This window comes from Kitasatospora sp. NPDC101801 (assembly GCF_044766665.1).
Classification (GTDB): domain Bacteria; phylum Actinomycetota; class Actinomycetes; order Streptomycetales; family Streptomycetaceae; genus Kitasatospora.
This window is the reverse complement of sequence record NZ_JBIWML010000020.1, coordinates 62,257-85,483: the sequence shown is the minus strand read 5'-3', so window position 1 is coordinate 85,483 and position 23,227 is coordinate 62,257. Positions and strand designations below refer to the sequence as shown.

Below are 23,227 nucleotides of genomic sequence, written 5' to 3'. Positions count from 1 at the left end.
GGACACCCCTAACCGCGACGGTTCCGCTGTCCAGTTCGTGCGCCTCCGTGCCAGGCTGATCAGGATCGGCCGTACGCCCAGCTCCGAGCCACCCGTCCCCCCGACCGGAGGAACTCCGATGGCGGCACCACAACTCAAGCCCGGCACGTCCTGGACCGAGACCTACGCCCGCTGCGTCCGGGCCGCGCCCGAGGCGTTCACCCCCGACCGGCTGCTCAACCTGGTGCGGGGCGAGTGGCGCGCCGTCGGGACGCCGGGCGAGCACACCACGCCGCTGGACGGCACCGCGATCCCGGGTCCGCCCCGGATCGGTGTCGAGGAGGCCGAGGCCGCCGTCGCCTTCGCGATCGAGCAGCACGCGGTCTGGTCCCGGGTGCCGCTCGACGAGCGGAAGGCCCGGGTGGCCGCCGCCGTCGAGGGCCTGGCCGAGCAGCGCGACCTGCTGGCCCTGCTGCTGGTCTGGGAGATCGGCAAGCCCTGGCGACTGGCCTGTGCGGACGTGGACCGGGCGCTGGACGGGGTGCGCTGGTACCTGGAGGAGATCGACCGTCAGCTGGCCGGCCGCACCCCGCTGCCCGGGCCGGTCTCGAACATCGCCAGCTGGAACTACCCGATGAGCGTTCAGGTGCACGCCGAGCTGGTGCAGCTGCTGGCGGGCAACGCGGTGGTGGCCAAAACCCCCTCCCAGGGTGGTTTCCACTGCCTCACCCTCGCGCACGCGGTGATGCACCGGGCCGGGCTGCCGGTCACCCTGCTCTCCGGTCAGGGCGGGCAGATCGGCGACGCGCTGATCCGCTCGGCCGGTCTGGGCGCGCTGGCCTTCGTCGGCGGCCGGGCCAACGGCCGCAAGGCCGCCACCACGCTGGCCGACCTGAACCGGCGGCACTTCCTGGAGCAGGAGGGTCTGAACACCTGGGGCGTCTGGGACTACAGCGACTGGCCGGCCCTCGGCGCGCACCTGAAGAAGGGCTTCGAGTACGCCAAGCAGCGCTGCACCGCCTACCCGCGCTACGTGGTCCAGCGCTCGCTGTTCCCGGCCTTCCTGGACACCTACCTGGGCGTGTTGGACGAGCTGCGGTTCGGCCACCCGCTGGCCGTCGCCGCTCCGGGCGACCCGCTGCCCGACCTCGACTTCGGCCCGGTCATCCACGCCGCCAAGGCGGCCGAGCTGCGGGCCCACTTCGACGCCGCGGTGGCGGCCAGGGCGGTCCCGCTGCGCCGCGGCAGCCTGGCCGACGGCCTGTTCCTGCCCGGCCAGTCGCTGGACGCCTACCTGGCCCCGGCGGCCGTGCTGGACCCGCCCGCCAGCTGGGCGCTGCAGCACTCGGAGCCGTTCGGCCCGCTGGACTCGATCGTGCTGGTCGACACCGAGGCCGAACTGCTGGCCGCGATGAACGCGGGCAACGGCTCGCTGGTCGCCTCGCTGGCCACCGACGACCCGGCCTTCGCCGACCGGGTCGGGCCCGACCTGCTGGCCTTCAAGGTCGGCATCAACAAGCCGCGCAGCCGGGGCGACCGGGACGAGGTGTTCGGCGGGCTCGGCGCGTCCTGGAAGGGCGCCTTCGTCGGCGGGGACCTGCTGGTCCAGGCCGTGACGTACGGGAAGGAAGGGGCGGACGAGAAGCTGTACGGCAACTTCCCCTCGTACTCGCTCTACCCGCCGCGTTAACCCGCTGGAGGGCGCGCCCGCGGTGAGGCAGGATCGTTCGCATGACCGAATCTGAGCTCACCACCCGCGAGCGACGCTTCAACGCCTTCCACCGCTGCGGCCGGCTGCTCTCGGGCAGCCGGCCGCAGTCGGTCCGCGACCGGCTGGCCACCCTGACCGCCGACGCGGAGATCGCCGGGTACGACCTGGACCGGGCGCAGGACCTCTACGGGGACGGCGTGATCCGGGCGCTGGAGGAGCAGGTCGCCGATCTGCTCGGCAAGCCGGACGCCGCCTTCTTCCCGACCGGCACGATGGCCCAGCAGGTCGCGCTCAGGCACTGGGCCGACCGCAGTGGCAGCCGCACGGTGGCGATGCACCCGCTGTCGCACCCCGAGCAGTGGGAGCGCCGGGCCTACCAGCGCCTCGGCGGGCTCTCCTCGGTCTGGCCGACCGAGCAGCCCCGGGTGCCCACCCCGGACGAACTCCGGGACTGCGAGGAGAAGTTCGGCACCCTGATGCTCGAACTCCCGCTCCGCGACGCCGGGTTCGTGCTGCCCAGCTGGGACGAACTGGTCGCGGCGGTCGGCGCGGTGGAGGGCGTGCACGTCCATCTGGACGGTGCCCGGATCTGGGAGTCGGTCTACCACCTGGGCCACTCGCTGCCGGAGATCGCGGCCCTGGGCGACTCGATCTACGTCTCCTTCTACAAGACCCTGGAGGGCATCAGCGGCGCCGCGCTGGCCGGTTCGGCCGAGTTCGTCCGGGAGGCCAAGGTCTGGCGGCACCGGTACGGCGGCTCGCTCTACCAGCAGTGGCCGGTGGCGCTGAGCGCGCTGGCCGGTCTGGAGCGGGTGCTGCCCGAGCTGGAGTCGTACGTCGCGCACGCCAAGGTGCTGGCCGACACCCTGCGCAAGGTGCCCGGCGCCCGGGTGAACCCGGAGGTGCCGCACACCCACCAGTTCCAGCTCTGGTTGCCCTACGGGGCCGAGCAGTTGACCGAGGCGACGCTCCGGCTGGCCGAGGAGCAGGGGGTCGGCCTGTTCGGCTGGTGGGACGAGCCCGGGCCGGTGCCGGGCCACTCGATGACCGAGGTGACGGTCGCGGCCGCGGCGATGGAGTGGACCCCGGAGGAGCTTGAGGAGGCGATGGCGGCCTTCCTGGAGCTGTTGCGCTGACCCACCGCACGGACGCACTTCGGCCCCGCCGGGATCACTCCCGGCGGGGCCGAAGTCACGTACTCACCAAGTCAGTCGACGGCTCACTTGCCGGGGCTGACCAGGACCAGGGTCTCGAGCTTGTTCCAGCTCTCGTAGAGGACCGAGATCGCGGTGTTGGTGTTGGGCACCTGGACGCTGCTGTACTGGTTCTCAGCGTTCCAGTACTTGTTCTTCGCGTCGTTGAACGTGCTGACGCCCCGCGAGGACGGGATGGTGGTCAGGACGTCGGCCTTGTGGAGCTTCAGGCCGTCGGTGCGCTCGAACCCGAAGGTCGAGTCGTAGCCCTGCATGCGCGGACGAAGCAGCGAACCGTCGGCCCACTTGAGGTTCTCGGGGTGCGCGTCGACCGGCAGGATCAGGCCCTGGCCCGGGTGGTTGGTGACGTTGTTGTCGCTCTGCGACTGGTCCCACAGCCAGATCAGGAGGCCGTTCTGGTTGGCGTAGTGCTCCACCCAGTCGGGCTTGGCGGCCGAACCGAAGGTGTACGGGCCGGTCTTGAGGGTCTCGTCGTACGAGATGTACTGACGGTTCTCGACCAGGTAGTGCTGCTCGTAGTCCTTCGAGAAGCTGCCGTTGATCCGCGAGAAGCCACCCGCGGTCCAGCCGTTGTCGCCGTTCTCCACCGTGTCGGTGAAGATCGGGGCACCGTTGGCGCTCACCACGATGTTGTCGAGCGCGAGGCCCTTGAGGTGCACGCCACCGTCGGTGGTGTAGTGGAACCGGACCTTGACGGCCTTGCCCACGTAGGCGTCCAGCGAGTAGGACAGGTCGCCCCACTTGCCGCCCGAGTTACCGGTCAGACCGGCGTTGCCGGCCGGGTCGGCCGGGATGGCCGTGCCGTTGAAGGTGCCGTTGACGGGGGCCCACTTGGTCCCACCGTCGGTCGAGACCTCGGCGTAGGCGTAGTCGTAGTCCTGCTCGATGTCGTACCAGGCCTTGGCCGACAGGCTGGCCGAGGTCTTCCCGGTCAGGTCGACGTCACGGGCCAGCGAGACGTTCAGGTCGTCCGCGCTGCCGCTCCACCACTCACCGGCACCCTCGAACGGGGTGTTGATGACGGTGGTGACCGTCTTCTTCGGCAGGTCGACCACCAGCGCCTGCGGGCGCTTGGTGTTGTACTCCGCCGGGCCGAGCAGGTGCGCGGAGTACTTGCCCGCGGCGCCCTTCTCGTACTTGAGCCAGCCGAGCTGCAGCTTGCTCCAGGCGTCCAGGTCGGCCGGCTTGTCACCGATGCTGTTCTTGCCGGTGCCGAGCCAGGAACCCGAGGACATCAGCGACCAGAAGCCGACCGAGTTGTCGATGCCGCTGCCCGAGGTGTCGTACAGGTCCGGCAGGCCGAGGTCGTGGCCGAACTCGTGCGCGAACACACCCAGGCCACCGTTCTCGGCCTGCATGGTGTAGTCGCCGACCCAGATGCCGGTGTCGCCGGCCGGGGTACCGCCGAGCTTGTTGTTGGCCGGGCCGGTCTGGCCCTGCGCGGTGCCGTAGACGTACGAGCGGTGGGCCCAGAGCGCGTCGGTGCCCTGGACGCCGCCACCGGCGGACTGGTCCTCACCGGCGTGCACGATCTGGAAGTGGTCGATGTAACCGTCGGGCTCGTTGAAGTTGCCGTCGTGGTCGTAGTCGTACCGGTCCCACTGGTCGTACGGGGCGAGCTGCGCCTTGATCTGCGCGTCCGTCTGGCCCTTGGCCTTCTGGTCGGCGACCCAGGCGTTGACGCCGTCGCGGATCAGGTCCTGGGCGTTGTTGCAGACGTGCTGCTTGCAGTAGTCCGAGCCGTAACGGGCCTCGTTCCACGGCACCTTGACCCAGTCGGTGACCTGACCGTCGACCGTGTAACGGCCTGAGGACTGACGCTCGTAGTAGGTCTTGAGCGAGTCCTTGGTGGTGCTGAAGTACATGTCCTGGTAGTGCTGACGGTTGTAATCCGCCCGCCAGTCCGTGGAGTTGTCCTTCGTGCGGTCCGGCTCCGCGATCTGGTTGCGCAGCGGGCCGGGCTGGCCACCGTACTTCACGGTGCCGTCGGGCAGCTTGGTGGTGTTGTCCACCTGGTCGCTGAACTCCACCAGAATGGTGAAGATCTTGTCCGTGCGCTCACGGGCGAGCTCGACGTACTTGTCGCGGCCCAGCTTGATGCTGGTGCTGCCGCCGTGCGTCTCGACCTTGGCGGTGCCGTTCAGCAGCTGCTCGACGGCGGCCTTCTGCTCGGCCTCCACCTTGCCGCTGAGCGGGCCGGGCAGGTTGTGGTCGTCGTGCGAGTTCAGCACGGCGTCGGCCGGGTCGTTCGTGACCGTGACCGGCGCGGCGGTGGCCGTGGCCGGCAGCAGGCCCGCGCCGAGCGCGGCGGTGACCGCCACGGCAGCGGCGGCCGCAGCGGCCTTCTTGGATATCTTCAACGTGGTGACGTCCTCCCCATACCGGTCGAGCTCTTGGCCCCACCGGTGAACCAATGAAAGACAGGTGGACGACATTTGATCCAAGGGTGAGCGAAAAAGAAAGACCTTGACCATGACATGGGCACGGCGCTATGCTCCGCCGCTCCTATCAGCTGACCATCCGTCAAATAGCGGAGCAGAACGGCCCACTGGGGGCATCCATCGCATCCGAACCAGCCTGGCCATCCGTCGAACGGCGGGGGCCACCGTGCGGTTCATCACAGGAATTGTGACCTGGAGATGAACGGGGCGGGCATGGCAAAAGGGCCCCTGCCCTGGCGCTATGGCCGGTGCAGGGGCCCTTTCGGAGCCGGTGCGGATTACCCGCGACGGTTACTTGGTGAGATCCGGGCCGGCCGAAGCCACCGCCGCGGGAGAGTCCGCCACGGGCGACTTCTCCTCGCCGCGGAAGGTGAACTTGGCTTCCTTGCCCTCACCCTCGACCCCGACGACCACGATGTGGCCGGCCCGCAGCTCGCCGAAGAGGATCTTCTCCGACAGGTGGTCCTCGATCTCGCGCTGGATGGTGCGTCGCAGCGGACGCGCACCGAGCAGCGGGTCGTAACCACGCTTGGCCAGCAGCTTCTTGGCGTCGATGCTGAGCTCGAGACCCATGTCGCGGTCCTTGAGCCGGCCGTCCACCTTGTCGATCATCAGGTCGACGATCTGGATGATGTCTTCCTCGGACAGCTGGTGGAAGACCACGATGTCGTCGACACGGTTCAGGAACTCGGGGCGGAAGTGCTGCTTGAGCTCCTCGCTGACCTTCGCCTTCATCCGCTCGTACCCGGTGGTGGCGTCACCCGTGGCCGCGAAGCCGAGGTTGAAGCCCTTGGAGATGTCCCGGGTGCCGAGGTTGGTGGTCATGATGATGACGGTGTTCTTGAAGTCGACCACCCGGCCCTGGGAATCGGTCAGGCGACCGTCCTCCAGGATCTGCAGCAGCGAGTTGAAGATGTCCGGGTGGGCCTTCTCGACCTCGTCGAACAGCACCACCGAGAACGGCTTGCGGCGCACCTTCTCGGTGAGCTGGCCACCCTCTTCGTACCCGACGTAGCCGGGGGGAGAACCGAACAGCCGCGAGACGGTGTGCTTCTCGCTGAACTCCGACATGTCGAGGGAGATCAGCGCGTCCTCGTCGCCGAACAGGAACTGCGCCAGCGTCTTGGAGAGCTCGGTCTTACCGACACCGGACGGGCCGGCGAAGATGAACGAGCCACCGGGGCGCTTCGGGTCCTTGAGGCCCGCACGCGTACGCCGGATCGCCTTCGAGAGCGCCTTGATGGCGTCCGTCTGGCCGATGACGCGCTTGTGCAGCTCGTCCTCCATGCGCAGCAGGCGGGAGGACTCCTCCTCGGTGAGCTTGAAGACCGGGATGCCGGTGGCGGTGGCCAGGACCTCCGCGATCAGCTCCTCGTCCACCTCCGCGACGACGTCCATGTCGCCGGCCTTCCACTCCTTCTCCCGCTTCGCCTTCGCGGTGAGGAGCTGCTTCTCGTCGTCGCGCAGCGAGGCGGCCTTCTCGAAGTCCTGCGCGTCGATCGCGCTCTCCTTCTCCCGGCGCACGTCGGCGATCTTCTCGTCGAACTCGCGCAGGTCCGGCGGCGCGGTCATCCGGCGGATGCGCATCCGGGAACCGGCCTCGTCGATCAGGTCGATCGCCTTGTCCGGCAGGAAGCGGTCCGAGATGTAGCGGTCGGCCAGGGTGGCGGCGGCCACCAGCGCGGCATCGGTGATGGACACCCGGTGGTGCGCCTCGTAGCGGTCCCGCAGACCCTTGAGGATCTCGATGGTGTGCGGCAGCGACGGCTCCGCGACCTGGATCGGCTGGAAGCGGCGCTCCAGCGCGGCGTCCTTCTCCAGGTGCTTGCGGTACTCGTCCAGCGTGGTGGCACCGATGGTCTGGAGCTCACCGCGGGCCAGCATCGGCTTGAGGATCGACGCCGCGTCGATCGCACCCTCGGCGGCGCCCGCGCCGACCAGGGTGTGCAGCTCGTCGATGAACAGGATGATGTCGCCGCGGGTGCGGATCTCCTTGAGCACCTTCTTCAGGCGCTCCTCGAAGTCACCGCGGTAGCGGGAGCCCGCGACCAGAGCGCCGAGGTCGAGCGTGTAGAGCTGCTTGTCCTTCAGCGTCTCCGGGACCTCGCCCTTGACGATCGCCTGGGCCAGGCCCTCGACCACGGCGGTCTTGCCGACGCCGGGCTCACCGATCAGCACGGGGTTGTTCTTGGTGCGGCGGGACAGCACCTGCATGACCCGCTCGATCTCCTTCTCGCGCCCGATCACCGGGTCGAGCTTGGCCTCGCGGGCGGCCTGGGTGAGGTTGCGCCCGAACTGGTCCAGGACCAGCGAGGTGGAGGGGGTGCCCTCGGCGGGGCCGCCGGCTGTGGCCGACTCCTTGCCGGTGCCCTGGTAACCGGAGAGCAGCTGGATGACCTGCTGACGCACCCGGTTGAGATCGGCACCCAGCTTCACCAGGACCTGGGCGGCGACGCCCTCGCCCTCGCGGATGAGGCCGAGCAGGATGTGCTCGGTGCCGATGTAGTTGTGACCGAGCTGAAGGGCCTCGCGGAGCGAGAGCTCCAGGACCTTCTTCGCCCGAGGTGTGAAGGGGATGTGGCCGGACGGGGCCTGCTGGCCCTGACCGATGATCTCTTCGACCTGCTGGCGGACGGCCTCAAGAGAGATCCCGAGGCTCTCCAGGGCCTTGGCGGCGACACCCTCGCCCTCGTGGATCAGGCCCAGGAGGATGTGCTCGGTGCCGATGTAGTTGTGGTTGAGCATCCGGGCTTCTTCCTGAGCCAGGACGACAACCCGCCGCGCGCGGTCGGTGAACCTCTCGAACATCGTTTATCGCTCCTCAGAGCGGTCGGGCAGTTCGGGGACTGTCCCCGCCCTGTCCTTCCGCATGCTAGTCCCGCTCAGCGGCGCGGCTCACGGATCAACTCCACCTGCGTGGAGCCTTTCATGCTGCGCGACCAGCCGACACCATTCCCAACCTGATGCTGGGAGACGGTGTTCCCACAGCAGGGCCTGATGCACCCGATACCGCTACGCCAACGGCGAACAACGTCCACCGCGGACTCGGACAGCTGGTCTCGCGATCTGCTCGGCCGGGGCCTTCGGCCCCACCCACCTGCATTCATACCCGGTATTCCGGCGAGTTTCGCGCAGTTTCCCCGGTGGCGGTGTTCGCCTGGCGAGAAGTCCACCGTGGCTGACGGTGGATCAGATCGGGCCCGCGGCCGTTCAGGTGGTGGCCGCGTGACCGCTCCGCCCCTCCAGCGTTGCACAGCCCATGACGGTTCCGTCGGTCCTGCCCGGGTTCTGCCCCGTCCCGCTCGGCACGCTGCTGGACTCCGACCGGGTCGAGGTGCGCCGCCCGGTCGGGCTGGCCTCGCTCGCCCGGCTGGACCGCCTCGGGCGCCCTTCGGGGCCGGTGGTGGCCCGGGGTGACCGGGTCGCCTTCCTGCTCGCGCCGGACACCGCGGAGGCGGTGCCGGAACTGCTGGCCTGGCTGGGCTGGGGCGCCGGGCCCGTGCTCGGCCTGACCGTCAGTCCAGCCGGGGCGGGCCGGGTGCCACGGCCGCGGGGCGCGGAGGAGGCTCCTCCACGCCCCGAAGACCGGCCGGCGGTCTGGCTGCGCCCGGCGGGGCGCGCCACCGGACTGGACCTGTGCTCGCCCGATCTGCTGCGACTGCTCGACTGCCTGGCCGATGCCTGCGCCCGGGACCTGATGGGGCTGGCACCGGCCCGCTGACCCGGGGTCAGGACGGGTTGGCCGCCTCGTACGCCTCGCGCACGTGGCTCGGGACCCGGCCGCGGTCGTTGACCTCGTGGCCGTTCTCCTTGGCCCACGCGCGGATCTTCGCGGTGTCCGGCGTACCCGCGGCCGGACGGCCCGCGCCCCGGGCGGTGCCCCGACGGGCCCCGGCCAGCCGGCCGCTCTGCTTCCGGCCCTTGTCGACGTACGGGGCCAGCAGCCCGCGCAGCTTGTCCGCGTTCGTACTCTTCAGGTCGATCTCGTAGGCCACGCCGTCCAGCGCGAACGTCACGGTCTCGTCCGCCGAGCCGCCGTCGAGATCGTCTTCAAGAATGACCTGCACCCTCTGTGCCACGGGCTTCCCTTTCCGCTAAACGACCCAATGCCTAGAGAAAGGAAAGCGTCTTTTCCGTGAAAACACAAACCCCTGGCTGCGCCGAAGGTGTCGGCCGAGCAGTTCCGCCGGTGTTCAGAGCCGGAGCAGCATCCTTGAGTTGCCCAGCGTGTTGGGCTTCACCCGCTCCAGGTCGAGGAACTCCGCGACACCTTCGTCGTACGAACGTAGAAGCTCCTCATAGACATCCGTAGCGATCGCCGCCGGGTCTGACGTATCATCATCGGTTTCACCGATCTCGACGAAACCGTGTTTCGCGAAGAACGAGACCTCGAACGTCAAGCAGAAAATCCGACGGACACCCAGCCAGCGGGCGGTGTGCACCAGCTTCTCCAGCAGCAGGTGGCCGACGCCCAGGCCCTTGCAGGACGGGTCGACCGCCAGGGTGCGGACCTCGGCCAGGTCCTCCCACATCACGTGCAGTGCGCCGCAGGCGACCACCAGGCCGGTGTCGTCGCGTTCGGCGACCCAGAACTCCTGCACGGATTCGAACAGCGTCACGGTGGGCTTGTCGAGCAGAATGCCGTCCCGTGAGTAGCCGTCGATGAGCCGGCGCACTGCCCGTACGTCGCTGGTCCGCGCCCGGCGGATGGTGACCTCCATGGCGGGACGCTATCGTGCCGACGTGCTTCCGGTCTCCCCGGTATGGACTTCACTTTCGGCGGGCGCCGGTGCGGTGACCCGGAGAGCGTCCCGGAGTGCCTCGCGTTGCTCGGGCGACATCAGCCCGAAGAAGTGCACCAGTGCCGCGGCCGGATTGTCACTGGTGGCCCAGGCGTCGTTCATGAGCGCCGCGGTGTATGCCTCGCGGGACGAGACCGGCTCATATACATACGCGCGCCCGACCTGCTCGCGCCGGAGCCAGCCCTTTCTGAAGAGCTTGTCGAGCACTGTCATGACGGTGGTGTACGCGATTTCGCGTTCCGACCGCAGATCCTGCAGAACCTCGCGAACCGTGACCGGGTGGTTCCACCGCCAGACCCTGGTCATGATGTCGTTCTCGAGTTCTCCGAGTTGGCGCACCATAGTCTGGCCAGGATAGGGAGTGTTCCGGACAAAATTTGCTGATTCACCGCAAACCGGCGCGCCGCCACCCCCAAGGAGTGACGGCGCGTCAGCGCTGCGCTGCTATTCGGCGTTCCGGGCCGCCAGCAGATCGGCGGCGGCGTCCTCCTTGGCGCGCTGGGCGCCGCCCTGCGAGCGGATGATCGCCCGCACCAGGAAGCCGAAGCCGATCGCCATCACCAGCGGGGGCACGATCGCACTGACGTAGTCCACCGGGTCACTCCTCTTCGGAAACGTCGGAAAGGTCGGTACCTTCGGCCTCCGCCTCGGCCTTGCCGGCCTTGACGGTCGGCTTCACGATCGGGAAGAGCACCGTCTCGCGGATGTTCTTGCCGGTCAGCAGCATGATCAGGCGGTCCACCCCGAGGCCGAGGCCACCGGTCGGCGGCATCGCGTACTCCAGCGCGCGCAGGAAGTCCTCGTCCACCTGCATCGCCTCGACGTCGCCGCCGGCCGCCAGCAGCGACTGCGCGGTGAGCCGGGCCCGCTGCTCGACCGGGTCGACCAGCTCGGAGTAGGCGGTGCCGATCTCGGTGCCGAAGATGACCAGGTCCCACTTCTCGGCCACGCCCGGGACCGAGCGGTGCTGACGGGTCAGCGGGGAGACCTCGGTCGGGTAGTCCTTGATGAAGGTCGGCTTGATCGCGTGGTGCTCGAGCAGCCGCTCGACCATCTCCAGCACGATCTGGCCGTGGCCCCACTCCTTCTCGTACGGGATGCCGGCCTTGTCGGCCAGCTCGCGCAGCTCGGCCACGCCGGTCTCCGGGGTCACCTCGGTGCCCAGGTGCGCGGAGATGCCGGGGTAGACGCTGACCTCGGCCCACGGCTCGGCCAGGTCGATCTCGTGCTCCGCGCCGTCCGGGCCGATGCCGCGCACCACGGTGGTGCCGAGCGCGTCCCGGGCCGCGTTCACGATGGTGGCCCGGATCAGCTCGGCCTGGGTGTCGTAGTCGCCGTAGGCCTCGTACGACTCCAGCGAGGTGAACTCGGGGTTGTGGGTCGAGTCCGCGCCCTCGTTGCGGAAGTTGCGGTTGATCTCGAAGACCTTCTCGGCGCCGCCGACCACCAGGCGCTTGAGGTACAGCTCCGGGGCGATCCGCAGGTAGAGGTCGATGTCGTAGGCGTTGATGTGGGTGGTGAACGGACGGGCGTTGGCGCCGCCGTGCACCGGCTGCAGCATCGGGGTCTCCACCTCGATGTAGCCGCGCTCCTCGTAGGTGCGGCGGATCGAGCGGACCACCTTGCTGCGCAGGTACAGGATCTCCCGGGCCTCCGGGTTGACGATCAGGTCCACGTAGCGCTGGCGGACCCGGGCCTCCGGGTCGGTCAGGCCCTTGTGCTTGTCCGGCAGCGGCCGCAGGCACTTGGCGGTCAGCTCCCAGCGGTCCACCAGCACGGACAGCTCACCGCGCTTGGAGGTGATCACCTCGCCCTCGACGCCCACCTGGTCGCCCAGGTCGATGTCGGCCTTCCAGGCCGCCAGCCGCTCCGGGCCCAGCTTGTCCAGGGAGAACATCACCTGGAGGTCGCCCGAGCCGTCCCGCAGGGTGGCGAAGCAGAGCTTGCCGCCCGTCCGGGCCAGCACCACCCGGCCGGTCACCCCGGCCCGCTCGCCGGTCGTGACGTCCGGCTCCAGGTCGGGGTGCTTGGCGCGCAGGTCGGCGATGGTCGTGGTGCGCGGGAAGCCGACCGGGTACGGGTCGACGCCGGCCGCCCGGAGCCGGTCCAGCTTCTCGCGCCGGACGCGCATCTGCTCGGGAAGGTCGTCGGTCGCGGGGATGCTGTTCTGATCGCTCACCCCACCAGGGTATCGACCGTCGCGGGGGCGGCCGCCACGGGATGTCGCCGCGACACGACGGCGGCCCCGGAGAGGTCGTCGGAACCTCTCCGGGGCCGCCGGGTGGAGCGGGTCGGTTACCGGTGCGCGCCTGCCCCGCGGCGACGCAGGGCCACCACGACCAGGGCGGCACCGAGGACGATCGCGGCGAGGCCGGCGGCGGCGATCGGGCCGGCGTTCGAGCCGCCGCCGGTGGATGCGAGCGGTCCGGTGGAGGTGCTCGGCGCGGCTGAGGACTTCTGCCCGGCCGGGACGGCGGCCGGGGACCGGGTCCCGGTCGGCTGCACGGCCGGCGGGGCCTTGGTGGGGGCCTTCGTCGGGGCCGTGGTGGGCGTGGCGGTCGGCAGGTTGCCGCCGGTCTGCTCACCCAACTGGACCGAGCCGAGGTCGTTGGCGGGGTTCTTGTCCCAGGACATCACCGCGGAGGGGTGGCCCGGCTCGTAGGAGCTCTGGGTGTTCTGCAGGGAGAACGAGGCGGTGGAGTTCACGGCCTCGGGGGTGAGCGCCAGGGCGAACTCGAAGGTGAACCGGCTGCCGTTGGGGACCCAGAAGCCGGTGGCGCAGGTGTAGTAGCCCTGGCCCTTGACCGGCTCCCCGTTGTTGGAGCCGCCCGGACTGCACTTCGCGGGCACCGCGGTGGCCGTGACGCCCTTCGGCAGGACGACCTGGACACTGGGCGCGGACTCGCCGCCGCTGCGGTCGTAGACGCTGCCCGGTCCGCCGTTCAGCATCCCGACGGTGAGCTTTCCGGTCCGGCCGCCGGCCGCCGGCGTCCACTGGGCTAGGGCGGCGAAGTCCGCGCTGTTGTCCGCGTGGACCGTCAGCTCGGCGTTGTTCTGGATCCGGTCGCCGTAGTTCTCGTCGACGTTCGGGCCGCCCACGGTGGCCACCGGCGCCTCGGGCCTGCCGACGAAGGTGAGCCGGGGACCGGTGCCGGGCTTGAAGTCGTAGCTGCTCCGCAGCCAGCCCGTGCCGACCTCCAGGTTCGCGAATATCTGGAAGTGCGCGAAGGCGTAGATGGCGGTGGAGGCGACGCCGAACTGGACCGGGTCCAGCTTCACGGTCTCACCGGGTGCGACGGCGGTGTTGACGGTGCAGATCATCCCGGCCGAGTCGGTCCATTCGTTCCCGCTGTCGACGCCGTACTCGCAGTTGCCGAAGCGCTGCTTGAAGGTGAGCCCTTCGGTGGCGTACATCGTGACGATGACCCGGTTGGCGGGCAGCGAACCCTTGTTGGTGATCTCGATCGGGGCGCTGACGGTGCTGCCGACCTTGACGTTCTGCTGCTCCGGGATCTCCTTCAGCTCCAGCTTCGGGCCGCCGAGGAAGACCTCGACGTCCTGGACCGCCTCCTTGGCGTTGGAGCTGGTCGCCTTGATGTGGAGGACGCCCTTGGCGCCGGGCTTGGCGTCCTTGGCCCCGGTCAGCGTCGCATTCTCGGTGAGGTTGATGCGGTCGTAGTCCAGCGGCTGCCACTGCTTGCAGGTGTGCACGGTGCCGGCGAGGGTGCACTGGCCGGTCAGGGTGAGCTCGGCGACGCCGGTCAGGTCGCGGGTGTCGTAGCTGACCACGATGTCCTTGGCCGCCTCTTTGCCCACCCGCCCGATGTAGAGGGAGAGGTTCCCGCCCGACTGCGGATCCGGCTTGGCCGTCGGGTCGATCGACACCGCCGCCGGGGCCTCCAGCCTCAGGCTCAGGTCCGAGGCCGCCGAGGCCGGGAGGGCGACGCCGGTCACGGCGAGGGCGAGGGCGGCGGCGATCCCGAACGGTCGCGCCAGGCGTATGAGTGCCACTGCTGTCCTTTGGTCACAGGATGTTCATCCCGCACCATAGGTTCTTCAAATGCCAGGTCAGTGGCATTACTTGGCGGACGAATCGTCCGACTTCCGGCAGGGCGGGGCAACCCGGACGGATGCTTTGTCAGATCGTTACGGGCCCCCACGTCCGGGGGCGGCCGCGAGGGCCTCCCCCGGACGGCCCGTCAGCCGGTGGCGAGTTCGAGGTCGTCCTGGGTGGGGGCCGGGGAATCCGACTGGGGCCTGCGGCCGAAGAGTTCGGCGGGGGTGGGCATCCGGCGGGGCTGCGGGCGGGGGTCGGCGGGGTTCTTCGGGGCCACGGCGGGGTCTGTCATCGGGAACCGTCCTCCAGCTGGGTCTTGGGGGCCGCCGCTGGGGGAAGCGGCGGGGCTTGGTACGGCCGTCAGGTGGCGCTGGCCGGTGCTGAGGGCGAGGCGTTCACGGACGTCGGCCTCGGCGAGGGCGTGACAGCGGCCGGCCAGCCGGGACCTGCGGGAGCGTTCGCCGCTCCCGCAGGGCAGCCGGGTCAGGGCGCGGAGGGCGGTGAGGTCCTCGGCGTTCGGGAGGTAGCCGTCGGTGATGGCCTCCTCCAGGCGTTCCAGGTAGCCGGAGACGCTGCCGGGCAGCGCGGCCCGGTAGCGGGAGAGGTCGGCGAGCAGGAACGAGCGAAGCCGCCCGCCCTCCTGCACGGCCTCGTCCACGGCCTCGGCGAGGCGCAGGGCCTCCTGGACGTCCTCGGCCCAGAGTTCGCCCGTAGGCGTCGGGTAGGGCATGTGGACGGGGTACAGCGCTTGGGCGAGGGCACGGCGCAGCACGCGGACTTCGTCGGCGCTGAAGGCCATGCCGCCGCGCGATCCGTGTGGCGTCGGCATGGCACGACACTACGTGGCGTACGTCCGATTTATGGCGATTGGCGACGCACTTGTCCCGATTGGCGTATCTGCGGGTGAAATGACGACTCGTCAGCGAGCGCGGTCCCGGGGCCCGGCCGGGTGGGTCAGGCGGTGGCCGGCTTGTTGCGCTCGTAGACCAGCCGGAGGCCGATCAGGGTGAGCCACGGCTCGTGCACGTCGATGGCGCCCGCCTCGCCGAGGACCAGCGGGGCCAGCCCGCCGGTGGCGATCACCTGGACGTCGTCCGGGTCCTTGGCCAGCTCCTTGGCCATCCGCTCGACCAGCCCGTCGACCTGCCCGGCGAAGCCGTACAGGATGCCGGACTGCATGCCCTCGACGGTGTTCTTGCCGATCACGTTCCGGGGCCGGGCCAGCTCGATCTTGCGCAGCTGGGCGCCCCGGACGCCGAGCGCCTCGACCGAGATCTCGATCCCGGGGGCGATCGCGCCGCCGACGTAGTCACCGCGCTCGTTGATCGCGTCGAAGGTGGTCGCGGTGCCGAAGTCGACCACGATGCACGGGCCGCCGTAGAGGTGGTTGGCGGCCAGCGCGTTGACGATCCGGTCGGCGCCGACCTCCTTGGGGTTGTCCATCAGGACGTGCACCCCGGTCTTCACCCCCGGCTCCACGATCACCGCGGGCACGTCGCCGTAGTACCGGCGGGTGACCTCGCGGAGCTCGTGGAGCACGGCGGGCACCGAGGAGCAGATCGCCAGGCCCTCGATCCGGTCCTCGGCCGAGACGATCGGGTGAGAGCCCATCAGGCCCTGCATCAGCACCGCCAGTTCGTCGGCGGTGCGGCGCGGGTCGGTGGAGATCCGCCAGTGCTCCACGATCTCCTCGCCGTCGAACAGGCCGAGCGTGGTCTGGGTGTTGCCGACGTCGATGGTGAGGAGCACGGGAGGGGCCTTCTGCTAGGAGGAGTCAGGAAGAGCGGAGGTCCAGGCCGATGTCCAGGATCGGCGCGGAGTGGGTCAGGGCACCGACGGCCAGGTAGTCCACCCCAGTCTGGGCGACCTGGTGCGCGGAGGCCAGGGTCAGGCCGCCGGAAGCCTCCAGCTTGGCGCGGCCGTTGACCAGCTTGACGGCCTGCTTCAGCTCGGCGACGGTGAAGTTGTCCAGCAGGATCAGGTCGGCGCCCGCCGCCAGCACCGGCGGGATCTGGTCGAGGCGGTCCACCTCGATCTCCACCGGCAGGTCCGGGTACGCGGCCCGGACGGCGTTGAACGCCTCGGCGACGCCGCCCGCCGCGATCACGTGGTTGTCCTTCACCAGCGCGGCGTCCGAGAGCGACATCCGGTGGTTGCTGCCGCCGCCCGCGCGGACCGCGAACTTCTCCAGCGAGCGGAGGCCGGGCGTGGTCTTCCGGGTGTCCCTGACCTGCGCCTTGGTGCCCTCCAGGGCGTCCGCCCAGGCGCGGGTCGCGGTGGCGATGCCGGACAGCCGGCAGAGCAGGTTCAGCGCGCTGCGCTCGGCGGTGAGCAGGTCGCGGGTGCGGCTGCGGACCGAGAGCAGCACTTGGCCCGCCTCCACCCGGTCGCCGTCCTCGACGTGCCGCTCGACCTCGAACTCCTCCTCGCAGACCAGCGAGACCACGGCCTCGGCGATCCGCAGCCCGGCCACCACGCCGGCCTGACGGGCCGTGAAGTCCGCGGTGGCGACGGCGTCGGCCGGGACGGTGGCGACCGAGGTGACGTCCTCGCCACCGGCCAGGTCCTCCGCCAGCGCGAGGGTGGCGATGTCCTCGACCTCGACCGGGTCCAGGCCGGCCGCCTCCAGCAGCTCGGCGAGCGCCGGGTCCAGGCCGGTCTCGTACGCCTCGCCGTCGCCGCAACCGCAGCCGTCGCCACAGCCGGCGACCTGGTCGGCGAGCGGGAGTTCCTCGTGGGTGTGGGACATCGGACTGCTCCTAGCTGAGAGTGAGTTGGAGAGCCCAGGGGGCTCGGGGCTGCGCCTGTGCAGCGGCGCAAGGTTGCACTGTCCAGGGGCTCGGGGAACTGCGAGGAGATCTGGCGTGCGGGTCACTGCGAAAGTGCCTGACCACGCACGGACGGATCACCCTTTTCCGAGGTCGGCGTCGCAGTTCCCCGAGCCCCTGACCGTAGCTGCCGGAGCACCTGCCAAAAGGTCGGCGTCGCAGCTCCCCGAGCCCCTGACGACTGTCACCGCGTCGTGGGTCCGGAGCTGATGATGTGCCGCTGCCAGTTCACGTCGTCGCGGTCGGGGAAGTCCTCGCGCCAGTGGCAGCCGCGGGTCTCCTCGCGGCGGGCTGCGGCGGCCACCAGTGCGGTGGCGACCAGGTGGAGGTTGGTGGCCTCCCAGCTCTCGACGGCCGGGTCGGCGGACTTCTCGTCGGCGGTGAGCCGGGCGAGGCCGGTGGCGGTGCCGGCCATCGAGGCGGCCGAGCGGAGCACACCGGCGCCGGTGGACATCAGGTGCTGGATGTCCGCGCGGGCCTCCGGGGCGAGCAGCGGGACGGGCCGGGCGGCCCGGGCCCCGGCCACGTCGACCGAGCGCTCGGGGAGGTCGCCGGCGCGGTGCCGGGAGGTCAGGTCGGCGGCGATCCGCTCGGCGAAGACCAGGCCCTCCAGCAGCGAGTTGGAGGCCAGCCGGTTGGCGCCGTGCACGCCGGTGCAGGCCACCTCGCCGCAGGCGTACAGGCCGGGCACGGTGGTGCGGCCGAGCAGGTCGGTGCGGACGCCGCCGGAGGCGTAGTGGGCGGCGGGGGCGACCGGGATCAGCTCGGTGACCGGGTCGATGCCGTGCGAGCGGCAGGAGGCCAGGATGGTCGGGAAGCGCTCGGCCCACATCTCGGCGCCGAAGTGCCGCCCGTCCAGGTACATGTGCTCGGTGCCGAGCTCCTGCATCCGCCGGGTGATCGCCTTGGCGACGATGTCGCGGGGGGCCAGCTCGGCCAGCTCGTGCTGCCCGACCATGAAGCGCACCCCGTCGGCGTCCACCAGGTGCGCGCCCTCGCCGCGGACCGCCTCGGAGACCAGCGGCTGCTGGCCCTCCGCCTCGGCACCGAGCCAGAGCACGGTCGGGTGGAACTGGACGAACTCCAGGTCGGTCACCTCGGCTCCGGCCCGCAGCGCGAGCGCGACGCCGTCGCCGGTGGAGACGGCCGGGTTGGTGGTGGCCGAGAAGATCTGGCCCATGCCGCCGGTGGCCAGCACCACGGCGCGGGCCCGGATCGCGCCGACGCCGTCCCGCTGGCCCTCGCCCATCACGTGCAGGGTGAGCCCGGCGGCGTGGCCGTCGGCGTCGGTCAGCAGGTCCAGCACCAGGGCGTGCTCGATGAGTTCGAGGCCGGGGTCGGAGCGGACGGCGGAGACCAGGGCTCGCGATATCTCCGCCCCGGTGGCGTCGCCGCCGGCGTGCGCGATCCGGCGGCGGTGGTGGCCGCCCTCCCGGGTGAGCAGGATCTCGCCGTCCTGGTCCAGGTCGAAGGCCGCGCCGGTGGCGATCAAGTGCCGTACCGCGTCCGGGCCTTCGGTGACCAGGGTGCGGACGGCCGCCTCGTCGCAGAGCCCGGCCCCGGCCACCAGGGTGTCGGCCAGGTGCTGCTCAGGGGTGTCGCCCTCGCCCAGGGCGGCGGCGATGCCGCCCTGGGCCCAACGGGTCGAACCGTCGTCGAGCATCGCCTTGGTGACCACCATGGCCCGCAGGCCGGCCTTGCGGACGTTGAGGGCGACGGTGAGCCCGGCCACGCCGGAGCCGACCACCACCACGTCCGTGGTGCTGGTCCAGCCGGGGGCCGGGGCGGTGAGGCGATGCGACACGGTCATGTCCTGTTGCTCCTTAGCGCGCGGCCGAGGGCGCCGCGTTGTGCCCGTCACCGTACGCCTGGTCCCCGCGCAGCAGCCCGCTGCCCTCGGGGGCCTCGGCGGCGTCGGTGCCGTAGCCGGTGATCCGGTTCTCGCCGTCCACGAAGACCACCCGGGGCACGTAGCCCTTGGCCTCCGCGGTCTCCATCTGCCCGTAGGCGATCAGGATGACCAGGTCGCCGGGGTGGACCAGCCGGGCGGCGGCGCCGTTGATGCCGATCACGCCGGAGCCGCGCGGGCCGGCGATCGTGTAGGTCTCCAGCCGGGCGCCGTTGTTGATGTCGACGATGTGGACCAGCTCGCCGGGGAGCAGGTCGGCGGCGTCGAGCAGGTCCTCGTCCACCGTGACCGAGCCGACGTAGTGCAGGTCGGCCTGGGTCACGGTGGCCCGGTGGATCTTGGACTTGAGCATGGTGCGGAGCATTGGGTCACGCCTCCTGTGAGTGCATGCCTAGGGACTGCTTACCGGTTACCGAACGATGATGCGGGCGTTGTCGATCAGGCGGGTGGGACCCACCTTCGCGGCGACGGCCAGCACCGCCTCCCCCTGGAAGTCCTCGGCGGCCTCGGTGAAGTCGTCCGGGTCGATCAGGGCGAGGTAGTCAAGGGTGACACCCTCGGCGGCGTCCAGGACGGCCGAGGCGGCCGCGAGGACGGCCTTCGGGCCCTGCGCGGCCACGTCGCGGCCGGCGAACAGCGCCCGGGAGAGCGCCAGGGCCTGCGCCCGCTCGCCCTCCGAGAGGAAGCGGTTGCGGGAGGACAGCGCCAGGCCGTCGGGCTCGCGGACGGTCGGGACGCCGATCACCTCGACGTCGAAGTCCAGGTCGGCGACCATCCGCTGGATCACCGCGAGCTGCTGGGCGTCCTTCTCGCCGAAGAACGCGAAGTCCGGGTCGGTGATGTGCAGCAGCTTGGCCACCACGGTCAGCACCCCGTCGAAGTGGCCGGGGCGGGAGGCGCCCTCGAACCGCTCGCCCATCGGGCCGCCGGAGATCCGCACCTGCGGGGTCCCGTTCGGGTAGACCTCCTCGGGCAGCGGGGCGAACACCACGTCCGCGCCGTTCTCCTCGGCCAGCCGGACGTCGGCGGCCAGCGTGCGCGGGTAGCGGTCCAGGTCCTCGCCGGCGCCGAACTGGAGCGGGTTCACGAAGACCGTCACGGCCACCCGGCCGTCCTTGCCGACCTGCTTGCGGGCGGCCCGGATCAGCGCGGCGTGCCCCTCGTGCAGCGCGCCCATGGTCATCACCACCGCGTTGTCCACCGGCTGCTCGTCCGGCCAGAAGGCGGGCTCGAAGTCGGCGATCGTGTGGGTCAGCTCGGCCTTGTGCACCTTCGGGGCCTTGCTCGGCTGCTGCTTGCCACGGGCCATCAGGGGGTCTCCTCGTTGAGTACGTCCAGCAGCGCAGCCGCCGACTCTTCCTTGAGCGATCCGGACCGGACCGCCCGCTGCGCCGTGGCGCGGGCCATCGCGCGGTACGCCTGCCCGATGTCGGGGGCTACCGTACCGAGCTGGTGCAGGTGGCGCCGGAGGGTCCCGGCGTCGCCCCGGGCGACCGGTCCGGTCAGGGCCGCGTCGCCGGAGCGCAGGCTGTTGTCCAGGGCCGCGCCGAGCAGCGGGCCGAGCAGGCGGCCGGGCTCGGCCACGCCCGCCGTCCGGAGCAGTTCGAGGGCCTGGGCGACCAGGGTGACCAGGTGGTTCGCGCCGTGCGCGAGGGCCGTGTGGTAGAGCGGCCTGACCTCCTCGGGCACCCACTCGGGCTCGCCGCCCATCTCGACCACCAACGCCTCGGCGACCGGTCGCAGCTCCTGAGGGGCCGTCACCCCGAAGGGGCAGCCCGCCAGTCGGGCCAGGTCGACCGAGGTGCCGGTGAAGGTCATCGCCGGGTGCAGCGCCAGCGGCAGCGCCCCGGCCCTGGTCGCGGGCTCCAGCACGGCCACGCCGTGGGCTCCCGAGGTGTGCACGACCAGCTGCCCGGGCCGGATCGCGCCGGTGGCCGCCAGCCCGGTCACCAGGTCGGCCAGCGCGTCGTCCGGGACGGTCAGCAGCACCAGGTCGGCCGCCGCCAGCACCTGCGGCGGGCTGACCAGCCTCACCCCCGGCAGCAGTGCCTCGGCCCGGCGCCTGGAGGTCGCCGACACCCCGGACGCGGCCACCACCCGGTGCCCGGCCAGCTGGAGCGCGGCCCCCAGCGCGGGCCCGACCCGGCCGGTGCCGACCACGCCGACGGTCAGCCGCGCGGGTCGGTTCCCGGGGTCGGCGGGGTCACCGAACGGATCGGCCAGTGCCTCGAACCCGGCCTCGTCGAAGGTGCTCACGGCTCGCCGTCGTCCTCACTTCCGTTCCAGTCCTCTGCAGGTACCGGACGTACCGCGCCATTCTACGGCCGGGCGCGCGCCGGGCTACTCCCCGGCACCCGCGCGGACCAGCCCGGCCTCGTACGCGAGCACCACGGCCTGCACCCGGTCGCGCAGGTTGAGCTTGGCCAGGATGCGGCCGACGTGGGTCTTCACGGTGGCTTCGGAGAGGGTGAGCTTGGTGGCGATCTCGCCGTTCGACAGACCCTGCGCGACCAGCAGGAAGACCTCACGCTCGCGCTCGGTGAGCGGGGCCAGCACGGGGGAGCCGGGGGCGGAGCGGGGGACCGGTAGGACCTCGGCGAAGCGGTCGATCATCCGGCGGGTGGTGGTCGGGGCGACCACGGCGTCCCCGGCGTGCACGGAGCGGATCGCGGCGACCAGCTCGACCGGCGGGACGTCCTTGAGCAGGAAGCCGCTGGCGCCCGCCTTGAGCGCGGCGAAGGCGTACTCGTCCAGGTCGAAGGTGGTCAGGATGAGCACGTGCGGGGCGTCCGGACGAGGGGAGCCGTCCTCGGTCAGGCAGATCCGGCGGGTGGCCTGGACGCCGTCCAGCCGGGGCATCCGGACGTCCATCAGGATCACGTCGACCTCAGTCCGCTCCAGCACCTGGAGGGCCTGCTGGCCGTCCCCGGCCTCGGCGGTGATCTCGATGTCGCCCTGGGACTGGAGGATCATCCGGAAGCCGGTGCGGAGCAGTTCCTGGTCGTCGACGAGCATCACCCTGATGGTCACGGATCAGTCCTTACTTGATGGTCTTGAGGGGAAGTACCGCGCGGATCCGGAAGCCCCCGCCGGGCCGGGGCCCGATGTCGAGGCTCCCGCTGACCATGCCGACCCGCTCCCGCATGCCGATCAGACCATGCCCGGGGCCCTCGCTACCACCGACCACCAACTGGTCGTCGGTGGAACCCCGGCCGTCGTCCTCGATCAGCACCTCCAGCTCGCGGTCGCGGAAGTCCACCGCGACCCGGGCCCGGACGTCCGGGCCGCCGTGCTTGCGGACGTTGGTAAGCGCCTCCTGGACGATCCGGTACACCGTCAGCTCGACGCCCCGGGGCAGCTCCTGGACCTCCCCGGCGCTGTCGAAGTCGACCGGCAGGCCGGCCGTCCTGACCTGGTCGAGCAGCTCGGGCAGCTCGGCCACGCCGGGCTGCGGGACGTACTCCTCGGTGGTGTCGGTGGTGCGCAGCACACCGAGCAGCCGGCGCATCTCGACCAGCGCCTGACGGCCCGTCGAGGCGATGGTGCCGAGCGCCTCCTTGGCCTGCTGCGGGGAGTTGTCCAGCACGTAGGCGGCGCCGTCGGCCTGAACGATCATCACCGAGACGTTGTGCGCCACCACGTCGTGCAGCTCGCGGGCGATCCGGGCCCGCTCGGCCGCTACCGCGATCTTCGCCTGGGCGCCGCGCTCGCGCTCCAGCCGGGCGGCCCGGTCCTCCAGCTCGGTCAGGTACGCCCGGCGGACCCGGGTGAGCCGGCCCCACGCCCAGCAGAGCACGAAGGGGGTGGACATCAGCGCGGAGAAGAAGAGCACCTGCGGGGCGCCCTGGATCGAGCTGCTCACCTCGTGGAACCGGGCCAGCGTCAGCGGCCCGGCCGCCAGCCCGGCGACCAGCGCCAGCCGGGACGTCCAGACCGTGCCGTAGGCCGCGCCGGTATAGGCGAACACCAGGTAGCCGATGCTCTCCACACCGGGGTTGAGGTGGGCCGCCAACTGGCCGAGCCCGAGCAGCACCGCGGCGACCGTGGTCGCGTTCGGGTGCCGTCGCCGCCACACCATCATCCCGGCGACCAGACCGGCCAGTACGTAGGCGGCCTGCTCCTGCCAGCCCGACTGGTTGCCGGTGGTGAGCAGGGCGAAACAGGCAAGCAGCAGCGCCCAGGCGGAGTCGACCACCATGGGGTGACGGCGGAACCAGGCGTTGAGTCGGTGCACAGCTCAAGCCTAGGGACCCCGGAAGGGCGAAAGGTCCGCCGGGAGAGCGATC

Annotated in this window: 20 protein-coding genes; 3 read left to right on the top strand and 17 right to left on the bottom strand. The window is 70.8% G+C overall.

The window, feature by feature from the left end; genetic code table 11:
- The first annotated feature begins 118 nt into the window (after positions 1-118).
- Together ACIRPK_RS22085 and ACIRPK_RS22080 are read left to right on the top strand one after the other, a co-directional pair.
- Complete coding sequence (locus tag ACIRPK_RS22085) at positions 119-1,669, top strand: aldehyde dehydrogenase family protein (RefSeq protein WP_403040977.1); 1,551 nt, start codon at positions 119-121, stop codon at positions 1,667-1,669.
- Positions 1,670-1,710: 41 nt separating this feature from the next.
- Positions 1,711-2,826 carry a threonine aldolase family protein gene (locus ACIRPK_RS22080; RefSeq protein WP_403040976.1) on the top strand — a complete coding sequence of 372 codons (1,116 nt, stop codon included), beginning with the start codon at positions 1,711-1,713 and terminating at the stop codon, positions 2,824-2,826.
- An 83-nt stretch (positions 2,827-2,909) separates the two neighbouring features.
- Here the strand turns inward: ACIRPK_RS22080 and ACIRPK_RS22075 are convergent, their stop codons facing one another.
- Positions 2,910-5,339 (bottom strand): immune inhibitor A domain-containing protein, encoded by a 2,430-nt coding sequence (locus ACIRPK_RS22075; protein ID WP_403040975.1) that lies wholly within the window; start codon positions 5,337-5,339, stop codon positions 2,910-2,912.
- Positions 5,340-5,636: 297 nt separating this feature from the next.
- Positions 5,637-8,153 (bottom strand): ATP-dependent Clp protease ATP-binding subunit, encoded by a 2,517-nt coding sequence (locus ACIRPK_RS22070; protein WP_184918152.1) that lies wholly within the window; start codon positions 8,151-8,153, stop codon positions 5,637-5,639.
- Between the two features lie 451 nt (positions 8,154-8,604).
- On the opposite strand from ACIRPK_RS22070, the gene ACIRPK_RS22065 reads away from it, so the two are divergent.
- The gene (locus ACIRPK_RS22065; protein WP_403040974.1) at positions 8,605-9,066 is read left to right on the top strand and encodes a hypothetical protein; all 462 of its coding nucleotides are present in this window, start codon (positions 8,605-8,607) and stop codon (positions 9,064-9,066) included.
- A 7-nt stretch (positions 9,067-9,073) separates the two neighbouring features.
- On the opposite strand, the gene ACIRPK_RS22060 is transcribed toward ACIRPK_RS22065, so the two are convergent.
- The 15 genes from ACIRPK_RS22060 to ACIRPK_RS21990 form a co-directional block, all read right to left on the bottom strand.
- Positions 9,074-9,424 (bottom strand): Lsr2 family protein, encoded by a 351-nt coding sequence (locus tag ACIRPK_RS22060; protein WP_403040973.1) that lies wholly within the window; start codon positions 9,422-9,424, stop codon positions 9,074-9,076.
- A gap of 114 nt (positions 9,425-9,538) precedes the next feature.
- On the bottom strand, positions 9,539-10,066 hold the full coding sequence (locus ACIRPK_RS22055) for an amino-acid N-acetyltransferase (RefSeq protein WP_403040972.1): 528 nt from the start codon (positions 10,064-10,066) through the stop codon (positions 9,539-9,541).
- A gap of 9 nt (positions 10,067-10,075) precedes the next feature.
- Entirely contained in the window at positions 10,076-10,489 is a 414-nt protein-coding gene (locus tag ACIRPK_RS22050) for a BlaI/MecI/CopY family transcriptional regulator (protein WP_403040971.1), read from the bottom strand.
- A gap of 102 nt (positions 10,490-10,591) precedes the next feature.
- Positions 10,592-10,741, bottom strand: a complete 150-nt coding sequence (locus ACIRPK_RS22045; protein ID WP_403040970.1) for a hypothetical protein — start codon at positions 10,739-10,741, stop codon at positions 10,592-10,594.
- A 4-nt stretch (positions 10,742-10,745) separates the two neighbouring features.
- Positions 10,746-12,326, bottom strand: coding sequence for a bifunctional lysylphosphatidylglycerol synthetase/lysine--tRNA ligase LysX (lysX, locus tag ACIRPK_RS22040; protein ID WP_403040969.1), 1,581 nt, complete (start codon positions 12,324-12,326; stop codon positions 10,746-10,748).
- A gap of 116 nt (positions 12,327-12,442) precedes the next feature.
- On the bottom strand, positions 12,443-14,158 hold the full coding sequence (locus ACIRPK_RS22035; protein ID WP_403040968.1) for a hypothetical protein: 1,716 nt from the start codon (positions 14,156-14,158) through the stop codon (positions 12,443-12,445).
- A gap of 188 nt (positions 14,159-14,346) precedes the next feature.
- Complete coding sequence (locus ACIRPK_RS22030; protein ID WP_403040967.1) at positions 14,347-15,033, bottom strand: hypothetical protein; 687 nt, start codon at positions 15,031-15,033, stop codon at positions 14,347-14,349.
- 125 nt (positions 15,034-15,158) lie between these two features.
- Positions 15,159-15,953, bottom strand: a complete 795-nt coding sequence (locus ACIRPK_RS22025; protein ID WP_403040966.1) for a type III pantothenate kinase — start codon at positions 15,951-15,953, stop codon at positions 15,159-15,161.
- Between the two features lie 25 nt (positions 15,954-15,978).
- On the bottom strand, positions 15,979-16,953 hold the full coding sequence (nadC, locus tag ACIRPK_RS22020; RefSeq protein WP_403040965.1) for a carboxylating nicotinate-nucleotide diphosphorylase: 975 nt from the start codon (positions 16,951-16,953) through the stop codon (positions 15,979-15,981).
- 263 nt (positions 16,954-17,216) lie between these two features.
- Positions 17,217-18,842, bottom strand: a complete 1,626-nt coding sequence (locus tag ACIRPK_RS22015; RefSeq protein WP_403040964.1) for an L-aspartate oxidase — start codon at positions 18,840-18,842, stop codon at positions 17,217-17,219.
- 13 nt (positions 18,843-18,855) lie between these two features.
- Complete coding sequence (gene panD / locus ACIRPK_RS22010) at positions 18,856-19,305, bottom strand: aspartate 1-decarboxylase (RefSeq protein WP_184918174.1); 450 nt, start codon at positions 19,303-19,305, stop codon at positions 18,856-18,858.
- A gap of 45 nt (positions 19,306-19,350) precedes the next feature.
- Positions 19,351-20,250 (bottom strand): pantoate--beta-alanine ligase, encoded by a 900-nt coding sequence (panC, locus tag ACIRPK_RS22005; RefSeq protein WP_403040963.1) that lies wholly within the window; start codon positions 20,248-20,250, stop codon positions 19,351-19,353.
- Entirely contained in the window at positions 20,250-21,197 is a 948-nt protein-coding gene (locus tag ACIRPK_RS22000; RefSeq protein WP_403040962.1) for a Rossmann-like and DUF2520 domain-containing protein, read from the bottom strand. The genes panC and ACIRPK_RS22000 overlap by 1 nt, the downstream gene beginning before the upstream one ends.
- Positions 21,198-21,281: 84 nt before the next feature.
- Positions 21,282-21,971, bottom strand: a complete 690-nt coding sequence (locus tag ACIRPK_RS21995; RefSeq protein WP_403040961.1) for a response regulator — start codon at positions 21,969-21,971, stop codon at positions 21,282-21,284.
- A gap of 10 nt (positions 21,972-21,981) precedes the next feature.
- Positions 21,982-23,175, bottom strand: a complete 1,194-nt coding sequence (locus ACIRPK_RS21990) for a sensor histidine kinase (protein WP_403040960.1) — start codon at positions 23,173-23,175, stop codon at positions 21,982-21,984.
- Positions 23,176-23,227: the final 52 nt, after the last annotated feature.